Here is an 18,553-nt window from a genome sequence, read left to right as displayed (position 1 = left end):
AACTAGTAAGTTATTTTTGGTTATGACTTTCTGTCTTTCTGTATAGATAATACTTATAATGTAGCATTCACTTCCGATTGTTCGACTAACTGCTGAAATTATTGTTTTGAATCGCTTGATGGATACAAGAAGCTATGTATTCTACGTGTTCATCAGTATAATGTTCATTTAAAGGTAAAACCAGAAGATTTTTTAGTCCTTCAAATGCTCCAACAAATCGCTTTGGACTATAATCTAAAGCTTCAGGGCGCGCTATGGTAAAAGGAAAGCGAGAATTCCCAAAGGTGCGCTGTTCCCGGAAAATCTCGTATTGAAAAGTAGGCTTTTGGATGTATCGAGGCAAAGAGACAATTCCTTTTTCCTTCAAGCTTTCCCCTAAACCTACAGGGCCACCAGGTATCACTTGGTCATCTACCCGCAGACAATATCTCCAGTAAGTATGAATATTTCGGGGATTAGTCCAGGGTGTTTCAATTCCAGGTAAACCTTTGAGCTTTTTCGTTAATTGAGTAGCAACAGCACAGCGCAGCTGTATAACTTCAGGTAATTTAGATAGTTGTGCAGCTCCCACTGCTCCTTGCAACTCACTCATACGATAATTAAGGGCTAAAAAGTAATGTTCAGGTCGTGGATCATCGTGGTCCCAAGCCTTATTTATAAACAAACACATTCGGCGAGCAAAAGCATCATTATTGGTAATTACTATCCCACCCTCGCCAGTAGTAATATGTTTAGTTTGTTGTAAACTGAAGCAACCAATATCTCCTATAGTACCAACTAATTGATTATTATGTTTAGCTAAAAAAGCTTGGGCACAGTCTTCAATTACTGGAATACCACGTGATTGAGCCAGATCTATAATTTCATTCATATTGCAAGGGTTGCCAAACAGATGGGTAACAATGATTGCCTTGGTACGCTCACTCAGACAAGGCTCAATTGTTTCCGCAGTTACATTCCAGGTTCTAGATTCAACATCTGCAAAAACTGGAATTGCTCCTTGATAAAGAATCGGTGTTAGCGCTCCCATATCTGTGATTGGAGTTGTGACAATCTCATCACCTGGTTCTGGGTTAATAGTAGCAATTGCTGAATGTACTGCTGCCGATCCCGACGAGCAGGCATAAGCATACTTTACACCTAGTAAGTCAGCAAATTGCTGCTCCAATTTCTTAACAAAAGAACCATAAGGAGCTGCTAGTGATCCGCTTCGGATCACCTCTGTCAAGAATGTTAACTCTGCCTCACCTAAAGTGCGTCCGGTGGTATTTTCATCTGAGGGTAGCATCAGAATTTTATCCTGAAGAGGTAATGGATCAGCCATATTTGTCTTTGCATTTATTTATAAGATTGTTCTGAAGCAAAAGTTTATGCTGTCAGAGCTTGGCAATATTACCATGAATTTCAAATATTGTTTAAATCATGAAACACTATTAGATAACTATGTAACCCCTCCATCTCATCCAGCCGTTGCTGTAACTGGATATTTTGCTCTTTCTGTTGTCTGTACAGGTTTTGCAGAGATTGGATTTGTTCTTGTACCTGAGCTTGATCTCTGACAGTGGCTTTTGACTGTAATCCAATTCTCAATTCCTGGGGAAGTCGCTCTAACTCCTGCTGATGTTGCTCTTTGAGTACAGCAGCGATCACTTCCGCATATTCTGCGGGGTAAGTGCGTTCTCTTGGGTATGGAACGGTTGGAGCATCTAAATCAGCATTGTTGATTAACAACCTCTCGCCATCAGCAAAGGTGGCAATCTGTTGCCAATGATTTAGTGCCTCTGCTTTAATCAACCCGGATTCACCATAAACGAGAGTGCGATTGTAATGAAACAGTGACTAATCAGCAAATCAATTTAAGCGAGAAATTGCTTTTATAACGTTCAAAGCAAGTATTGAGTAAAAAGCTTTAATTTGCTTAAGCAAGCTCTATCGCAAATCTACAGAGACTGCTATAGTCAGTCTGGAATCCGGTTCTGTACATTTGTAGCTTTATATAAGCACTACCTAGACTAAGATCATGCAGATTAGTATCCCAGACCAACTAAATAAACGCTTTCATACAGCTTACGCTTTGCGAAGGCTGAAGATAAGTCAGTTTGTGGTGGGAAAATTGAGCCATACCTGAAAACTAATAAGGTGCAATCATCTTCTCAAGCCATCTGGTAATAGTAATACTACACCATAAAGATTACGTAGACGAAATTTATCTACGTAATTTCACTGTCAAAGAAGAAACTTAACTAAATGACTGATAAAATTGCCCCACCCGATCTTAAGCAGGCTGAAAGTTTATTAGCCGAACTCTTTGAAGAAGTAAAAATAAATGAAGGTACATTACGAGGTATTGAGTCAAACTTAGGCATGGGTGCAACGACAGTTGAAAGTTTGAAAGAAACCAAAGTTAGCTTTGGCAACCCCAGAGATAATTTGATATTACTTACCGAAGAAACCTTTAAAGAAATTGGGGTGGAATTAACCGACGCTTATCGGCAACAGATGCATAAGGTTGACTTCTATTACATGACCGTTGCTGTCAATTTGTATCCGAGACCAGGCGTGAAGTTTTGGCGGCTGTACTGTCAGCTTGACTTCAGTCCTAAAGGTACGTATGAGCCACTGGTCAAGACCATGTTCCCTCAAAGTGATTGGCAATCTCTGATCAAATTAGGGACTGGCATAAATTTGGGTTTGAACGCAAACCTTGATTGGAGTGTTGGTGTTGATGGGTCTCAAATTGCCCAGCTAGCAAATCTTCCTGGGAATATCAAAGCTAATGTAGACAATAAGAATGAGCTTAAGGCGTATATTGTTATACCTGACTATCCCTATGAAATGGGTTTTTTTGAAATTGTTGCTACAGGTATAGATGAATCTACTTGTCAGTGGCGTATTGAAGAACCGAAGATCCAGAACCAGGCAACAGCAAAATTTGCGATCGTCTTCCGAGTTCCTAAGGGATGTCAGTCTATTGATTTGGAAGGTACTGTATGGGTTGAAGCAGATATAGATTGGCTAGTTTCTTACGTCTCCGATTTAGCAGATATACTAAGAAATTTATTAAAAAGGGATAAAAATGAGGCTGCTAAAAAGTTGAGTCGTGGCGATCAAAAGAAATGGACATTGCCCTTAGCTACAACAAGCATTAATGCTTAGAAGAATTATTTGAAATGAACAGTAGCTGTTTTGTATTCAAAAACCATTGTCGCTATTGATATACCAATTATGAAGCTTTGCTCCCAAGTAATCTATGCCTGATAACTACTACACTTATCGCATTTGTGTTCCTGATGAGCGGCTTGTACGGGTTCAAATGCGGGATTCTCAAAATCAGATTCCTACAGAAGCCTCTGGTAGATTTCGCAGAAATAAGCTGACGGATGAAATAAAAGCACTGATTGAAACTACCCGTAATGCTCCTATCAAAGGGCAGCTCAACGATTCTGAACAAACAAGATTGTTAGGAGAGGCTTTGTTTGATGTTCTGTTTGACAAAGAACTTTCCCAGCATTTTATAGATTGCTATCGCCGAGTTGTTGTACAACAGCAGCAGCGAATCCGGATGGAACTCGAGATTGATGAGGAATTTTTGCCCGACATAGCCGCGCTTCCCTGGGAATTTATGTGTATTCCCAAAGGATATCATACAGGAAATATTTGGCTAGCTGCTGACCCTAAACTGGTCTTCTTACGCCGTCCCAAGAAGTTGAATGCAGCACCCATCATTCAGTTGAGTAACAATCAAAAATTGAAGATTGCATTTGTTGTGTCTAAGCCATCAGATTTAGGTGAGGTGCAGTCCTACTCAGTCCAAAGGGCTTTAGACGAACTGGCTAACCAACTAGCAGAAAAGATTGAGATTTTACCAGTAATTAATCCAGCTTCTCCTCAAAAAATTAACAATTTATTAGAAAAAAAACCACATATTTTTCACTTTATTGGGCACGGACGTTTACAGCAAGAAAATAATAAAGAAGTAGGACAAATAGCGTTTGTAGACGAAGATTATAGCATAGCCGATTGGCGCAATGCAGAGTTTTTTAGCGGATTATTCAACCAATACCGCCCGCAAGTTGTAATCTTACAAGCGTGTGAAGGAGCAAAGCAATCTGAATCAGAGGCTTTTGTTAGCGTTGCTTCCAGTCTTGTTAATCAAAATATTCCTATTGTTGTGGCAATGCAGTATGAAGTTTCTAATAACACAGCGACCAAATTTGCTTATAGCTTTTATGAACAAATAGCGAAAAGCCAATCTGTTGATATCGCAGTACAGGAAAGTCGTTATCAACTCAGTTTAACTAAACAGGAACATCGAACGCGGGATTTCGCTACGCCTGTTATTTATATGAGTGTGCCAGATAGTAATTTATTTGAATTTTGTAATTTTAAAACTACAGAAACGATAGAGTTAACTGGTACTCAAAAAAAAGAATTAAGAGTAGCACTTCAGAATGCTTTTATTTTGTCCCAGTTTAAAAGATTTTTAAAAGAAGATATAGATGTCAATATATCAGAAATTTCAAAGGGTGAAAGTGAGGCTGATTTTTTCTTTAATACCATTGAATATTTGGAATCAGAAGGTCGAATTAAAGACATTATAGAAGCTGCCAAAAAAGCAAAGCCTGGCAATCATAAGTTAAAACAGTTGAATTTATATTTAATGTGATAATTTAGATATGGTAATCGGAGGATTTCTTTTAAAAAAACTACGAGAAGCACTTCAGAGTGCTTTTAGATTATCCCAGTTTAAAAGATTTTTAAAAGAGGATATAGATATCAATATATCAGAAATTCCAAAGGGTGAAAGTGATGATGATTTTTTCTACAATGCCCTGGAAAATATTATGATGCTTGGATTGCTTGAAAAGTTTTTAATTAAAGTTTTTCAAAATCAATCACAAAATCAAATAATTAAAGAATTCTGCCTAATATATGATCTGGCAAGCATATTAAATAAAATTAATAAATTTGAGAACATCAAAATTTTTTATATCCAATTTTTAAAAGTTAATAATGTAGATGATATTGACTTTGAAGAAGTTGCAAATATCAATGAGATTTTAGAAAAATTAACAGATCTTCCTACTATTGATAATAAACCATCGAAACTGGTTGAATTTGTTCGCTATCTTCATAATGACGTTAGTCAAAAGCTAAATATTCCTCAAGAATTGGTAAAGCAGTTGTTTCAAGTCTACGATCTAACTCCTCATACTGGGTTGTCTGAAAGAGAGGATATTCAATCTTCTGGAAGATTGCAATCTTATCTCTTAATTACTGTTGCTTCTGAAGCCACCGATACCAAAGGAAAATTTAGCTTACAAGCCGAATTAATTGTTGATTATTTACACGCTTCTCAGAAAAGACAACCAATATATCTAGATACCAATGAATCCGTAGTTAAATGTGCTGATGAACAATTGTCAGAAAAGATTTCTAAATTAGTTATCAAATCAGAGACCTATCTGAATAACAAAATCTTTTTTTTAACCATTGAATTATTACTCCCCCGTACCTGTATTGGAGACCCATTTGATGTCGATATTAAAGTTTATGATGAAAATAATGATCTCCGGTCTTTGGGAGAAAAATATGCCGTTATTGTGAGGTCTTATGAAAGGAATAAAGATGCTAATGCCATCAGCAAAATGCGGGCAATCTATAAAAATAGAGATCAATTATGCCAAAATATATTAGATTTGGATACTTTAGAAGAATTGAGCCAGTGGAGACAAGTAGCCTTGTCTTGGGACGAAGAAAAAAGACTAGGAATTAAATTACTCTGTTGTTTACCTTGTTCTGCCCATCAAACAAAAGAAAATTTTTTTAAAGCAGTGAATACGGGAGGGCTTTTACTTGCCTTATGGTCAAGAGGTGAGGATTTCCCTAATGACAGTCTACAAAAAGCTTTCAATGACATTTTATCTTGTGACTGGATACAAAATTTTACCCTGTTATATCAAGAAATTTTGCAACTTCGAAAAAAGGCTCATGCCCTGGAAGAAAAGGCACCCAGTCATTTAGGCTATCATCTGGGGATTCTATGTGAAGAACCGCAAAGAATTCCCTCTTATCTTTGTAGTCCACCTAAACTAAGAATCGGAAAATGACAACAAGAAAGACACCACAGACGACGAAAACAATGAACTGGAAACTTTTTTATGGGGATGGAAGACCTCCCCTGGAAATTATTCCTGATGACTTTCCCTCACCTCCTCCTTGGCGAAAATTTCGGTCATTCGATCTAATGAATGAAGATCAACAACAAGAAATAACGCAGCGTTGGCAGCTAATTCTTGAATTTGCTAAATCCCCGGAAAATCAGCAGGGAAGACGCAAAGGTGAGACATTTCGCTTGTCCCAGTCAAAGGTGAAAGAAACTGCTCAGCGAGTGATTGAGGGGGTTAATGCAGCGATTTACCTGCGACGACCTCTACTGATTACAGGAAGACCAGGTGCAGGAAAAACTTCCCTAGCCTATGCGATCGCCTATCAACTCAGCCTCGGACCCGTCTTAACTTGGCCTATTACTACCCGTTCTACCCTAAAAGATGGACTATATAATTATGATGCCATTGGACGGCTAGAAGAAGTGGAATTAGAAAAACCAAAGGAATCATCATCTTCGTTGGAAAATGCAAACAAGACTCTCAAAAAAAATAAGGATATCGGTCAATATCTTACTCTTGGTTCTGTCGGAACAGCCTTTTTACCCTCTCTTTTGCCGAGAGTATTACTGATTGATGAAATTGACAAAAGCGATATCAACCTACCTAATGATTTATTAAATTTGTTTGAAGAAGGTTGGTTTAGAATCCCCCAATTAGTTCGATTAGCGAAAGAGTCTTCAGAGTCCGTCCTAGTTCAAACTGCCGATAAAGGGATTGAAGCTAAGATTTATGAGGGACAAGTGACCTGTTGTGCTTTTCCCATTGTGGTAATGACAAGTAATGGAGAAAGAGACTTTCCTGCTGCTTTTTTAAGGCGGTGTTTAAGAGTTACTATGCCAGATCCTGAACCGGAAGACCTCAAAACTATCATTAATTCTCATTTTGCTGGAGAAAAGGAGTTGAAAGACTATTTTAATCAGATTGAAAGGTTAATTATAGAGTTTAAGGAGGACAAAGATCGGGCAACAGATCAGTTGTTAAACATGATCCACTTACTTACTCAGGAAAATATCCCCCAAGATGAGGCAGAAACGCTTAGGGAATTAATTTTTAAGAGTTTGACGAGCCAGGACTGATCATGAACCAAGCATCCCCATCACCCTTAGACCACCTGATTAAGACCTGGAGCAAATTAGAGCTACCGGATCAAAGCCAACTGACGGGATTAGAAATTCATGAAGTACTTTGGTTAGCACTGCAACAACGAGAAATCCGAGAGATAGAACCTTCGTTAACAGACCCTAAACCGCCAGAGCCACTTCCAAAAGAGGAATTGGAGGTTAATACTTCAGACAACACTCTTGCGGTTCCCCCTAAACCTCCAGAAATAAATGTCGGAACCAGTCACCTCTCAATCTCTCCGAAAGAACCCCAGATGACGATTCCGGTACCTGATGCTTCCGCTATCGGTGAACCGCTCAATCTGGCCAGAGCATTGCGTCCCCTCATGCGGCAGGTACCTTCAGACAGAGAAATGGTTCTTGATGAAGAAGCGACAGTAGAAAGAATGGCTGAACTTCGCCTGCGCCTGCCCGTGCAGCAACCTGCCTTAGAAACCTGGTTAGATTTAGCCTTGGTGGTGGATGAAAGTGCCTCCATGAGCCTGTGGCGAACGACGCTCCAGAAATTAATAAAACTTTTGACCAATTATGGTGTGTTTAGGGATGTACGTTTGTTTTCTTTGAGAACCAATGAGCGAGGGCAAATTCTTCTTAAACCTAAACTGGGAAAATTAGCACAGGAACAACGGGATTGCCGCATCAATGAAATTCTAGATCCGAGCGGAAACCGTCTGATTTTGGTGGTGACGGATGGCATTGGCGAGCATTGGTATCAATCGGCAATACTAGAAATTTTCAAACGTTGGTCTAAATCAGGCCCAATGGCTCTTATTCAGATGTTACCTGAGAAATTGTGGTCACGAACGGGACTGAGCCAAGCAAAATTAGTCCGTTTCGGTAGTTTAACCCCAGGCGTGGCCAACCAACACTTACTCATCAAAGAAGTTTTGGACTGGGATGATTCCAACCTCAACATCGGCTTAAAAATTCCTATCTTCACCCTGGAACCGGAAGTTGCTCTACGCTGGAGTGAGATGGTGGCGGCCAAAAGTCAGGTTGCAGCGTCAGGGTTGGTTTTTCCGGTCATTTCTTCCTCTTTTCAAGCAGATAGCGCAGACAAAATGCCTGCGGAAGTAGAAGAACTAGAAAATCTCACCCCTTTAGAGCGAGTCCAACAATTCCGCAACTTAGCGTCTCCCCTCGCTCGTAAATTAGCCAGTTTAGTCTCTGCTTCTCCTGTCATTACCTTACCTGTGGTGCGGTTAATTCAAAAAAACTTACTCAAAAAATCGGGACAGATCCATCTGGCGGAGGTGTTTCTGGGAGGTTTATTAGAACCTGAAGCGGAAATCACGCCTGAAACTAACCCAGATGCCGTGATTTTTAACTTTATTGAAGAGGATATCCGCTATAAATTTCTGGAAGTCGCGCCAGTGAGTGATTCCGCCCAGATTGTTGAGGCGATATCTGCTGATTTTGACCAACGATTAGGACTCACTCTCAACGTGTTTGAAGTAAGTTTGCATGTTCCTGGTGACAAAATGGTAAACGAAACTTCTTTCAAAGCCTTTGCCCGATTCAAGGCGCAAATTTTAAATCGCTTAGGGGGAGAATATGCTCGCTTGGCACGGAAGTTGGTAGAACCAGGCAAAAATTATGCGATCGCAATTGGCATTAACCAATATAGAAATCTTTACTTAACGCCGTTATCAGCCCAATACCCTGTGAGAGATGCAGTAGTTATGCAGCAGTGGTTTAGTCGCAGAGGCTTTGAGCAAGTTGACCTATTGACCGATGTTTCGCCACCGAATTTCAGCGAATCTGAAAGTTCCTCTCCTTCTCACCCTACGCAAGAAGGATGGCAACAATTTTGGCAAGCAAACTTCTCTACATCTGTGTTATCGTCTGAAGATACTCTGTGGTTTTACTTCAGTGGATATAGTATTTATAGTGACGGACGGGATTACTTATTACTAGCTGATAGTGATTTGTCAGCACTGGAAGAAACAGCATTATCTCTGACTAATTTAGTCAGGCAGTTGCAGAGTTCGGGCGCAGGAAAAGTGATTTTGCTGCTAGATGCCGATCGCAATGGTCAAAGACCCACCATAACTGATCAAACATACTACCAAGCTATTAGAACAAACTTGGCATCTCATGAAGTTTCTTCTTTAGAAGAACAGTTGCAAGGAGAACTCAGGAAAGAGCAAGGATTGATCATTTTCTACGCTTCCAGCTCCCAAAAAGGATCATACGAAATCGAGCAATTGCAGCAGGGAAGCTTTACCCATGCTTTGCAAGAATCGTTAGTAGCAACCCAAGGAAACTTAAGTATTGAACACCTAGAACAGTTTTTGGCGGTTCGAGTTACCGAACTCAAGCAGCAGTATAATCTCCCTACACAATCCCCTCAGAGTTTCGTTGCTCCAAGAAACTTGCGAGAGTGGATTCCATTTCCCTCAAGCCTTCAGGTTTTTGAATATCAAACACCTAAAGTTAACCGTCGGGGAGAAATTATTAAGCAAGATACCAAACTTGCCCAATACCTCAGCGAAAACCTGGGTAATAATATTACCTTAGAAATGGTTGCCATTCCTGGTGGTACATTCATGATGGGTTCACCAAAAGATGAAACAGAACGTTATGGTGATGAAAGCCCCCAGCATGAAGTAACTGTACCAGCCTTCTTGATGGGCAAGTACCCCGTGACTCAAGCGCAATGGCGAACTGTGGCAGCTTTAGAACAAGTAAATCGGGAACTGAACCCCGACCCATCGAACTTTAAAGGCGATAATTTACCAGTAGAGCAAATTTCTTGGTATGAAGCGGTAGAGTTTTGTGACAGACTATCGAAACATACCGGACAAAAATATCGGCTGCCTAGCGAAGCCGAATGGGAGTACGCTTGTAGAGCAGGCACCGCAACTCCGTTCAACTTTGGCGAGACTATTACAGAAGATTTAGCAAGTTACAATGCTGAAGTCACATATGCTGATGAGCATAAAGGTAAATCGGCAAATAAAACAACTCCAGTAGGTATCTATAAAGCAAATGCCTTTGGTTTGTATGATATGCACGGTAATGTTTTGGAATGGTGCTATGACCATTGGCACGGTAACTACAAAGGTGCTCCTAAAGATAGTAGTCCTTGGATAAACGAGGCTACTGAAGAAGGAAATGATAATCAATATAGGTTGCGGCGCGGCGGCTCTTGGAACGGCAATCCTGGGCATTGTCGTTCAGCGTATCGTCTCAACTACGATTCTAACAACTGGGGCAACGCGCTCGGTTTTCGGGCTGTGGTTTGCGCCGCGAGAACTTAAGAGAACTCCATAGAATAATTAGACTTGCCCGAAAACTCCAAAGCCAAACTGTTCAAAGTATTGAGAGCAAGCTTTGATATCTTCGTGAAAACGTAATTATACTAAGTTGTGATAGATAGTATTATTTAAGGGAAGTAAAATTGGTGTACATCTGCTCCCAAACTGGGTTCTTTATGGTAGGACAAAACCCGCATAACTTCATCAAAGAGCATGGGATTATGAGCAAAGATTGCTGCTTTTTCCCTGCTTCCACCCCACCTAATAATGATTATTATTTTTATTATTTGTATATTTTATTTTCTGGAAGTCCCTTGGCAGAGATGTTATGGACGCAATTTGTAGTCAAAATAACATACAACCAGATATTTTACTGAAATGGATACCACCCCGAGAGTTAAAAAATGGTGATTAATCCTGCCGCTATCGATCTTCTTGCTTTACCTTCAGTATCTCTTCAAGAGCGATCGCAGTTACCAGCAAGGTCATGCATCTATTTCGCTATAGATTCTCAAGGCGTAGTGCAGTATATCGGTAGAACTGTCAATCTCAAAAATAGATGGAGTAGTCATCACTGTTACGGTCATCTAAAAAGAATAGGTAATGTCCGAATTGCTTACATTGAGGTTTCCGACCATAATCTTTTAGCTGAAATCGAAGATGCGCTAATCAGTCACTTTAATCCACCGCTTAATACTTTTCAGTTATGGAGTAAGTCTCATCAGAATATTCCTCCAGGCGTGGTGAAAATCAGACGCTACACAGACATTGAAATTTCGGGTTTAGGAGGAAAAATTAAACAAGCTAGAAAAGCTGATGGGCGTTCAGTCGAGGTTTTGGCAGGAGAAGCTGATATCAGCCGATCTTACTGGCACGATATTGAGGCAGAACGAATACGAGATGCTTTGCCTGAAGACACATTAAGGAAAATTGAGCGAGTACTTGGTATTGACTTAGGAGTGAAATTCGATGATTAACCTCTCAGGGCCACTCCTCTCGCCTTGCCCTTAGTTTTTTACGAGCGATTGTAGCTCCTGACTACAACCATAAAATTGTTATCTAGTCTGAGAAATACCATTTGAAAGGGTGGAATCATGACTAAACCATCCTCGAACCGCAAAAAAGCCATCTCTGCCGTATCCAATAATTCAAAACCATCCGCTAGTTCTGCCGAAGACATCTTTGATCCAGAAAATCCAGCTTCAGCAACGATTACGGTTACTGCTGCTGAAGTGGAAGAGTTGTCCGAAACGGAGGAGCGCGATCGCCTGCACTTAGAGCGCCGTGTGGAAAGAGCGTTTTTTGAGGCAGGTAAGGCGTTGGCAGAATTGCGCGATCGCAGATTGTACCGCTCGACTCACAAGACGTTTGAGGAATATTGCCGTTCTCGGTTTGCGTATACTCACCGCCATGTAAATTATTTAATAGCTGCTTCAAATGTAGTTGACAACATAATAATGGGAACCAATGGTTCTCAAAATGAGATACCGGATGAAATGGGAACCAATGGTTCCCAAAACGAGATATCGGATGAAATGGGAACCAATGGTTCCCAAATTTTGCCTACAACCGAACGCCAAGTTCGACCACTGACTAAGCTAGAACCATCGCAACAGCAAGAAGTATGGCGGCAAGCGGTGGAGCAGGCAGGGGGAAAAGTGCCGCCAGCCAGAATTGTCAAAGATGTGGTGCAGCGCATCATGGAAAGGACGAAAGTACCAAACACATACCAAATTGGCGAAGTCTGCCAAATCATTACCAAAGACAACCCCGAACTCAGGGGCAAGGGTGGCTGCTGGGGTATCGTAAGCCAAGTGAATGACTTCACTTGCACCGTGAGAATGTGGGATGGCGAGTATGCCGTTGGGTTGCAGCATCTTAAATCTTACAATTACTTGCCTGCCGAATGTGAGCAGATGCAGGTGATTTGCGATCGCATCAGTCGGGTGTATTCAGATTCACTTGAGGAGACAGTCAAAAGTCTGTTGCAGTTGTTGGGGAAGGTTAATCGTCCTTATTTAACTGCGGTGGAGGAGAAACTTTTGAGTGTGCTGGAATCAGAATATAGTAATGAGATAAAGGTTTAAAAACGAATGGCACTGAGAAAAGCGTAAATCCCTGCTATTCCTAGCTTTTGGGTATGGGGTTGCAGGTTCGGGTGTGGGGAATTAAGAAGATGTTGAACTCCTTGACGTACTGGCATTCAAATTGTCTGAAACCCTAAACCCTACACCCTACTCCCAACACCCTGTCCTGGCGAGGTTTCATCTTTTATTAGTGCCATTCGGTTTAAAAACTATGTCTATTGTTAGTCAGTGTGCAAGAGGAAAAGTTAGGTATCATGGTTGAAGTGTAATGCCAGATGCTCCTCATCGAAATATATACCATTAATAAATAAAGCATCACGTTCTAAACCGAAACGCTCAAAACCCCGTGACCTATAAAGAGAGGCGGCTGGTAAATTGTTTGTAGTGACCGTGAGGACGATTTGTCGTAGACTACTAAGGTGTTGGGCATGGAATAATGCCTCATCGAGAAGTGCGGCTCCAACGCCTTGCCTGCGAAACTCAGACAAAACATACATACTCCAGAGAGAACCAATGTGAGTACGCTTCAAACGGCTTTCGCGTGAGAAGCCGAGCATACCAATAAGTCGATCTTTGTCGCTGAAAGCACCGAAAATAGCGTTGGCAGAGTTATCGTTATGGCGAAGTCTGGCAGCAAAGTCGGTCAAAGAAAAACAGGATTCCTGCTCATAACTGGAAGCAAAAGCCGTCGGTGATTCCATTAATGCTCCAAGACGTAGTTCGCGGTAAACGACGACATCCTGGGTGTTTAAAAATCTAATTTCCATAATTTATACACCATCTTTGAAGTTAGTCTGGCACTCAATTAATTCAAAGAATTGCGAAATTTGTTTAGTTGAGCGAATGTGATAAACACTCTTTATGTTTTGAGTCTGTTCGATATACTCACGATATTTTGGTGTCAAATACTTGTGACATAACCAAAGCACGCGGTAGCTATTAAGCGAACTCCTCAAGATCGGACTGTTGTCAGGCCAGCCTGATGGCGGTTGAAAGTAACCTGTGATTAGTCGTTTAGTTACCAACCATCCATGCATATATAGCGGTAGATCGACAAAAACTAGAGTATCTGCCTCGTTGAGTCGTAGCCAGAGGGTTTCCATGCAACCGAACCCGTCAATAATCCATCGCTCAGTAGCTAAAATTTGCTGATGAATGCGCTTATAGTCTTCATGCGGAACCTCAGTTCCCCCTGATTGATATTTAATCTTGTCCAAGATGTGAAGTGGCAAACCAGTGATTTGGGATAATCTCCTGCTTAGAGTTGATTTACCGCCTCCAGCATTGCCAAACACGGCTACTTTTTTCATCACTACTCTCCTTTTAGCCCGATCAAGTTCAAGCTGGCACAAGTTTGTTACGAAATAATAAGAGTTTGACTTATATTACTTTTATAATACAAATATATGACAGAAAAATGTACTATTTTGCCCTGGTATCGCCTATGCTTTACCAGCTAGGCGAAGTCTGCCAAATTTTAGCCGCATACAATCCTTCACTCAGGGGCAAGGGTGGCTATTGGGGCATCGCATCGTCAACCATGTGGCCGAATTTAGTTGTACAGTCGCAATATGAGATGGTAGGTACACTGTGAGAATTGACCATCTGAAGCCACTGAATTACCTTGAGTCGGAATGTCAGCAGATGCAGCGATCGCATCAGTAGATTACGGGAAAACGAGAACTTGGAAGAGGCAGCCCGTGCTGTGCTGAAGCACTTGGGGGAGTTGAAGCGACCGTATTTGACGGCAGTAGAAGAAAAGCTGTGAGTGTGATTGAGCGAGAATATGGGATTATAGATTAATCAATTAGCTAAAATCGCAATTTGAGCGCGTTGTAGAGCTTGGCTTTAGTTTAATTTTCACTGTATTTATAATTATTCAGTAATCTTGACGTTGTAACTAGTGGATATACTTAGTTACGTTGAAGACAAAATTTAGATAACAAGATTACTGTGTTTAATCTGGAAGATTTCTTCAACCTTTCAACTGACCTATTTTGTATCATCTCAAGGGATGGTTGCTACCAGCAAGTCAATCCTGCATGGGAAAAGGTATTGGGATGGAAACCAGAAAACTTAATTGGGCATTATTGGTTAGAATTAGTACATCCAGAAGATATTGCAATCAATCAGCTACCAACTGAACCACTGCAAAATTTGCAGTGGGATAACCGTTATCTTCACAAAGATGGCAGTTATCGGTGGTTGTCTTGGAGTCTTTCTACTAGCCAACAGGGACTCATCTATGCAGTAGGGAAAGATGTTAACCAGCAGTTGCGCCAAATAGAAGCACTCTCAACGGAACGCCAAAGCCTTTATAACCTACTGAATCAGCTACCCGCTTTCCTTTATCTGCAACCCAATGATTATGGCGTAGGATTTTATAACCAACGCTTCCAGGAGGTATTTGGAGATCCTACAGGGAAACGTTGTTATGAGGCGATCGCTGGGTTGAAGCAGCCTTGTCCAGTCTGTCCTACCTTTCGCGTCTTTGAAACTAATGCTCCGCAACTTTGGGAATGGGTTGATAGTAAAACAGGCAATGTGTATCAGATTTATGATTATCCGTTCAAAAATATGAACGGTGAACCAATGGTTGTGGAAATGGGTTTAGATATTACTGCTGTGAAAAAGGCAGAGGTAGCCTTGCGACAGCGCGAGAAGGAATTAACCGGAAAAAATCAACAACTCCAAGATGCACTAAAACAATTAAAAAAGACGCAAGCGCAACTAATTCAAACTGAGAAGATGTCTTCTTTAGGACAACTAGTGGCTGGAGTGGCTCATGAAATTAACAACCCTATTAGCTTTATCAATGGTAATGTTACTCATGCTAAAGAATATGTTCAACAATTACTAGAAATACTACAACTCTACCAACAAGAATATCCTGACCCTCTACCAGTAATTCAGTCAGCCATTGCAGCGAACGAGTTAGAATTTATTACTGAAGACCTAAAAAAATTGCTAGAATCTATGAAAACGGGAAGCGAGCGCATTCGTGATATTGTAGTATCCTTGCGGAACTTCTCTCGACTAGATGAAGCCCAAATGAAAACTGTGGATATCCACAGTGGTATTGAAAGTACACTATTGATTTTGCAAAACCGCCTCAAAGATAAATCAGACCATCCGTCAATTGAAATTATCAAAGAATACGGTCAGTTGCCTTTAGTAGAATGTTATGCGGGTCAACTTAATCAGGTGTTGATGAATATCCTCACTAATGCCATCGATGCGTTAGAAAATTTATCTGTTATTAATCAGCCACACAACCCACAAATCGTTATCCGCACTCTTGTCCTCAACTTAGATTGGATTGCGATTGAGATTGCTGACAATGGCATAGGAATGTCGCAAGAAGTTCAACAGCGCCTATTTGACCCGTTTTTTACGACCAAACCAGTAGGTAAGGGAACTGGTTTAGGAATGTCAATTAGCTATCAAATTATCACAGAAAAACATCAAGGACATTTAAACTGTATTTCATCTCTAGGAGCAGGAACTAAATTCATAATCGAGATTCCCATTCAACAAATTAAACCTGTACAAGCAAAGATACAAGAAGCTCATAATATCCCAGTTACATAACTAGTGTCTTTTTAGGGACAAAATAGCAAGGTTGTCAATAGATAATTATCCTGCACTAGCTGGAACTGCAACTGAAAACCAATATAGAGCGATCGCACTGCCAATTCTGACACGTATGGATTGGGACGTAACCCATCGCAGCAGCAAGTCTATTCCCAGCTTTCTTCTTCACCATACTGCGCTGGCGGTTCACCATAAGATTCAAGAATCTTGGGCTTTTTCATTTTGTCATTGGCTGGTTCAATTTTCTCTACATATAAATCAAATTCCCACTCTTGCAGTAAATCAAAGATAAATTGTAAATGACTGCCTACCTCTAAGGATAAATCGCCTAAACGAAAATCGCAGGTATCAGGGGGAATTTCGACAACAGGATGATTAAATTCCAAAGTTCTTCCTAAACGGTCTTTGTGAATAAATCTGTAGAGGTGTTCCGGGTCAAAATCAAATGCTTGCACAATTGCACCAGCGACTTCATCTAAATTAAAGTAACTAGGAATAGCAATCCGTCGCCAAGCATCCTGTAAATTAGCTTTAAATATATAAACCCCATCAGTAAAACCGCCTTCAGCAATCACTAAAGTTTGTGACCATTCCGGGAAATAGGGTTGGAGATAAGGTTTTAAATTGTCAAAAGCTATGCGAAAATCTAACCGAAAATTGGCATAATCTTCTATTTGGATATTTGAGCGACTTTCTGTTAATACAGCCATAACAGCATTACCCCAAGCCTTGGGGTTGACATGAGTAAAGTACCAGCCTTTAGCGGCTTGTGGTTTTCCTGATGTCAGTTCAATTAATCCAAATAAATGTAAGAGAGCAAGATTGTGGAAACCAGGATAATAAACTAATTTATCTTGTTCTGAGTAATTATTAATTTTCAATCCTGATGATGGGAGATTGTTCCAAAATAATAAACAGCGATATGCTTGGTCAAACATATCTCTTTGGTCGCCTAAGAGTTCACTTTCTCCCCAAACTAACCAAGATTCTAGCAGGGTAAAATATTGTTCTGTGTGGTTTAATCCTTGCCAAATTTGCAGAAATTTTTGGTCTAAAACTAACTTGCTCTTTTTACCTTCGGTAATAACTTGAGACAGTCCAGAAGTGCGGAGAAGGAAATAAAGACCGTGAATATAAGGATAGGATTTTTGTACAGGACGTTTGAGGTTAATATCTATGGGATAACTCAATTGGGAGTTAAGTTGTTGGAGATACTTAAGCGATAATTGGTGATAAGTGCTACTAACTTCAACGCCGTTGGGTTGGAGAAGTTCTAAAATAGTTTGAAAATCCCGCAGAATTGTTCCTGGGATATCTTGAGTAATGGTTTGCTGTTGAAGTAGTTCTTTTTTATCTTCCGTCAGTGGTAGTTTATCTCGGATTTGATCTGGAATGAGGGAAAATAGGTTACTCATCTGAGTTGAGAGGAGGAATTTGTATGGTGTTAATCTCACAACTTGGCCATTTTGCCAAATGCTAATAGATTCTACTAGACGGCGATGTTTTTCAATAGCTTTCTTCATGGTGAGTCTAACACCTGCGTCGATTTGGCTAGATAATTTCTCAGGAATTGGCTTATTCATCGGAATGTCAGCAGATGCAGTTAATCAGCGATGGTGCTGTTTCTCCCACAGGAAGCGATGGGAGCATCTCACCTTTGCAAAAATATCAGGTAGTAAGCTGACCATTGAGATAGGCAGATCGAAGTTGTAGCATCCGAGGTACGTTTTCCAATTTCCACTGTGCGCCGGAAATTTTTAAACGTTTACCAATCTGTTTCACTGCTGATTCCACAGCGCCAGAACCAATAGAACATAGACCTTCAGTAGAAAAATACTCGTAGTTAACGATTCGTCCTGAATGCTTTTTAAGATAGCTGATGAAATTTTGTGCAGGCTTTTTTTTCAAATCAACAAATAGTGCGATCGCTAAATCTAGCTGACCTTGCCAAAGAAATGTTTCTGCGGCTTTAAGACGTTTGAGTGAACCACCAACCTTATACAAATTCTCTTTGAGATGATACCAGTCTAAAATTTCCTGTCTAATAGCAGTGCTGCCAATTTCTTTAAACAGATTCCATACTCCATCATGACCATCACCCAAACAAACAAGGGGACAAAGAAGACGTTGACTATTAACCCAGTCAATCAAAGACAAGTTGTCTTGGAAAAATGTACCATAATTGTAGTGACCTGCAATACTAATCGCTCAAACCTGCAATCAAGACATTTGCAAACCAGGATTATCTGCAACTATAATTGTGCTTCAGCCAGGATTATCTGCAACTGAGCCAGGATTAAATGCAACCAACCTGCAATCAT

At 40.5% G+C, this 18,553-nt stretch carries 14 protein-coding genes and 1 pseudogene; 9 read left to right on the top strand and 6 right to left on the bottom strand.

Features of this window, described 5'->3' with window-relative positions; translation table 11 throughout:
* Window positions 1-85 precede the first annotated feature (85 nt).
* The gene (locus tag RM347_RS31185) at window positions 86-1,324 is read right to left on the bottom strand and encodes a DegT/DnrJ/EryC1/StrS family aminotransferase (protein ID WP_322717691.1); all 1,239 of its coding nucleotides are present in this window, start codon (window positions 1,322-1,324) and stop codon (window positions 86-88) included.
* Between the two features lie 80 nt (window positions 1,325-1,404).
* Window positions 1,405-1,794, bottom strand: a complete 390-nt coding sequence (locus RM347_RS31180) for a hypothetical protein (RefSeq protein WP_322717690.1) — start codon at window positions 1,792-1,794, stop codon at window positions 1,405-1,407.
* 453 nt (window positions 1,795-2,247) lie between these two features.
* On the opposite strand from RM347_RS31180, the gene RM347_RS31175 reads away from it, so the two are divergent.
* From RM347_RS31175 to RM347_RS31145, 7 genes are all read left to right on the top strand, one after another.
* A complete protein-coding gene (locus RM347_RS31175; protein WP_322717689.1) occupies window positions 2,248-3,156 on the top strand; it encodes a hypothetical protein in 909 nt (302 codons plus the stop codon).
* Between the two features lie 94 nt (window positions 3,157-3,250).
* Window positions 3,251-4,666: a CHAT domain-containing protein gene (locus RM347_RS31170; RefSeq protein ID WP_322717688.1), complete on the top strand. Its 1,416-nt coding sequence runs from the start codon at window positions 3,251-3,253 to the stop codon at window positions 4,664-4,666.
* A gap of 10 nt (window positions 4,667-4,676) precedes the next feature.
* Window positions 4,677-6,110: a hypothetical protein gene (locus RM347_RS31165; RefSeq protein WP_322717687.1), complete on the top strand. Its 1,434-nt coding sequence runs from the start codon at window positions 4,677-4,679 to the stop codon at window positions 6,108-6,110.
* Between the two features lie 32 nt (window positions 6,111-6,142).
* On the top strand, window positions 6,143-7,246 hold the full coding sequence (locus tag RM347_RS31160; protein ID WP_428850645.1) for an AAA family ATPase: 1,104 nt from the start codon (window positions 6,143-6,145) through the stop codon (window positions 7,244-7,246).
* Window positions 7,247-7,248: 2 nt separating this feature from the next.
* Window positions 7,249-10,554, top strand: a complete 3,306-nt coding sequence (locus RM347_RS31155; protein ID WP_322717685.1) for an SAV_2336 N-terminal domain-related protein — start codon at window positions 7,249-7,251, stop codon at window positions 10,552-10,554.
* 401 nt (window positions 10,555-10,955) lie between these two features.
* Window positions 10,956-11,528, top strand: a complete 573-nt coding sequence (locus RM347_RS31150) for a helix-turn-helix domain-containing protein (protein WP_416211885.1) — start codon at window positions 10,956-10,958, stop codon at window positions 11,526-11,528.
* Window positions 11,529-11,645: 117 nt separating this feature from the next.
* The gene (locus RM347_RS31145; RefSeq protein ID WP_322717684.1) at window positions 11,646-12,638 is read left to right on the top strand and encodes a hypothetical protein; all 993 of its coding nucleotides are present in this window, start codon (window positions 11,646-11,648) and stop codon (window positions 12,636-12,638) included.
* Window positions 12,639-12,883: 245 nt separating this feature from the next.
* On the opposite strand, the gene RM347_RS31140 is transcribed toward RM347_RS31145, so the two are convergent.
* Window positions 12,884-13,405, bottom strand: a complete 522-nt coding sequence (locus RM347_RS31140) for a GNAT family N-acetyltransferase (RefSeq protein ID WP_322717683.1) — start codon at window positions 13,403-13,405, stop codon at window positions 12,884-12,886.
* Between the two features lie 3 nt (window positions 13,406-13,408).
* On the bottom strand, window positions 13,409-13,948 hold the full coding sequence (locus tag RM347_RS31135) for an adenylate kinase (RefSeq protein WP_322717682.1): 540 nt from the start codon (window positions 13,946-13,948) through the stop codon (window positions 13,409-13,411).
* Window positions 13,949-14,262: 314 nt separating this feature from the next.
* On the opposite strand from RM347_RS31135, the gene RM347_RS31130 reads away from it, so the two are divergent.
* Both RM347_RS31130 and RM347_RS31125 read left to right on the top strand, forming a co-directional pair.
* On the top strand, window positions 14,263-14,406 hold the full coding sequence (locus RM347_RS31130) for a hypothetical protein (protein ID WP_322717681.1): 144 nt from the start codon (window positions 14,263-14,265) through the stop codon (window positions 14,404-14,406).
* 185 nt (window positions 14,407-14,591) lie between these two features.
* On the top strand, window positions 14,592-16,229 hold the full coding sequence (locus RM347_RS31125) for a PAS domain-containing sensor histidine kinase (RefSeq protein ID WP_322717680.1): 1,638 nt from the start codon (window positions 14,592-14,594) through the stop codon (window positions 16,227-16,229).
* A 149-nt stretch (window positions 16,230-16,378) separates the two neighbouring features.
* Here the strand turns inward: RM347_RS31125 and RM347_RS31120 are convergent, their stop codons facing one another.
* Both RM347_RS31120 and RM347_RS31115 read right to left on the bottom strand, forming a co-directional pair.
* Window positions 16,379-17,815 (bottom strand): IS1096 element passenger TnpR family protein, encoded by a 1,437-nt coding sequence (locus RM347_RS31120; RefSeq protein WP_322717679.1) that lies wholly within the window; start codon window positions 17,813-17,815, stop codon window positions 16,379-16,381.
* 85 nt (window positions 17,816-17,900) lie between these two features.
* A pseudogene (locus RM347_RS31115) lies at window positions 17,901-18,437 on the bottom strand (ISKra4 family transposase); the annotation flags it as partial.
* Window positions 18,438-18,553: the final 116 nt, after the last annotated feature.

The sequence above is a fragment of the Nostoc sp. ChiQUE02 genome (genome assembly GCF_034531305.2).
Taxonomy (GTDB): domain Bacteria; phylum Cyanobacteriota; class Cyanobacteriia; order Cyanobacteriales; family Nostocaceae; genus Nostoc.
Note: the sequence above shows the minus strand (reverse complement) of the source record. Positions and strands in the feature narration are given on the sequence as shown.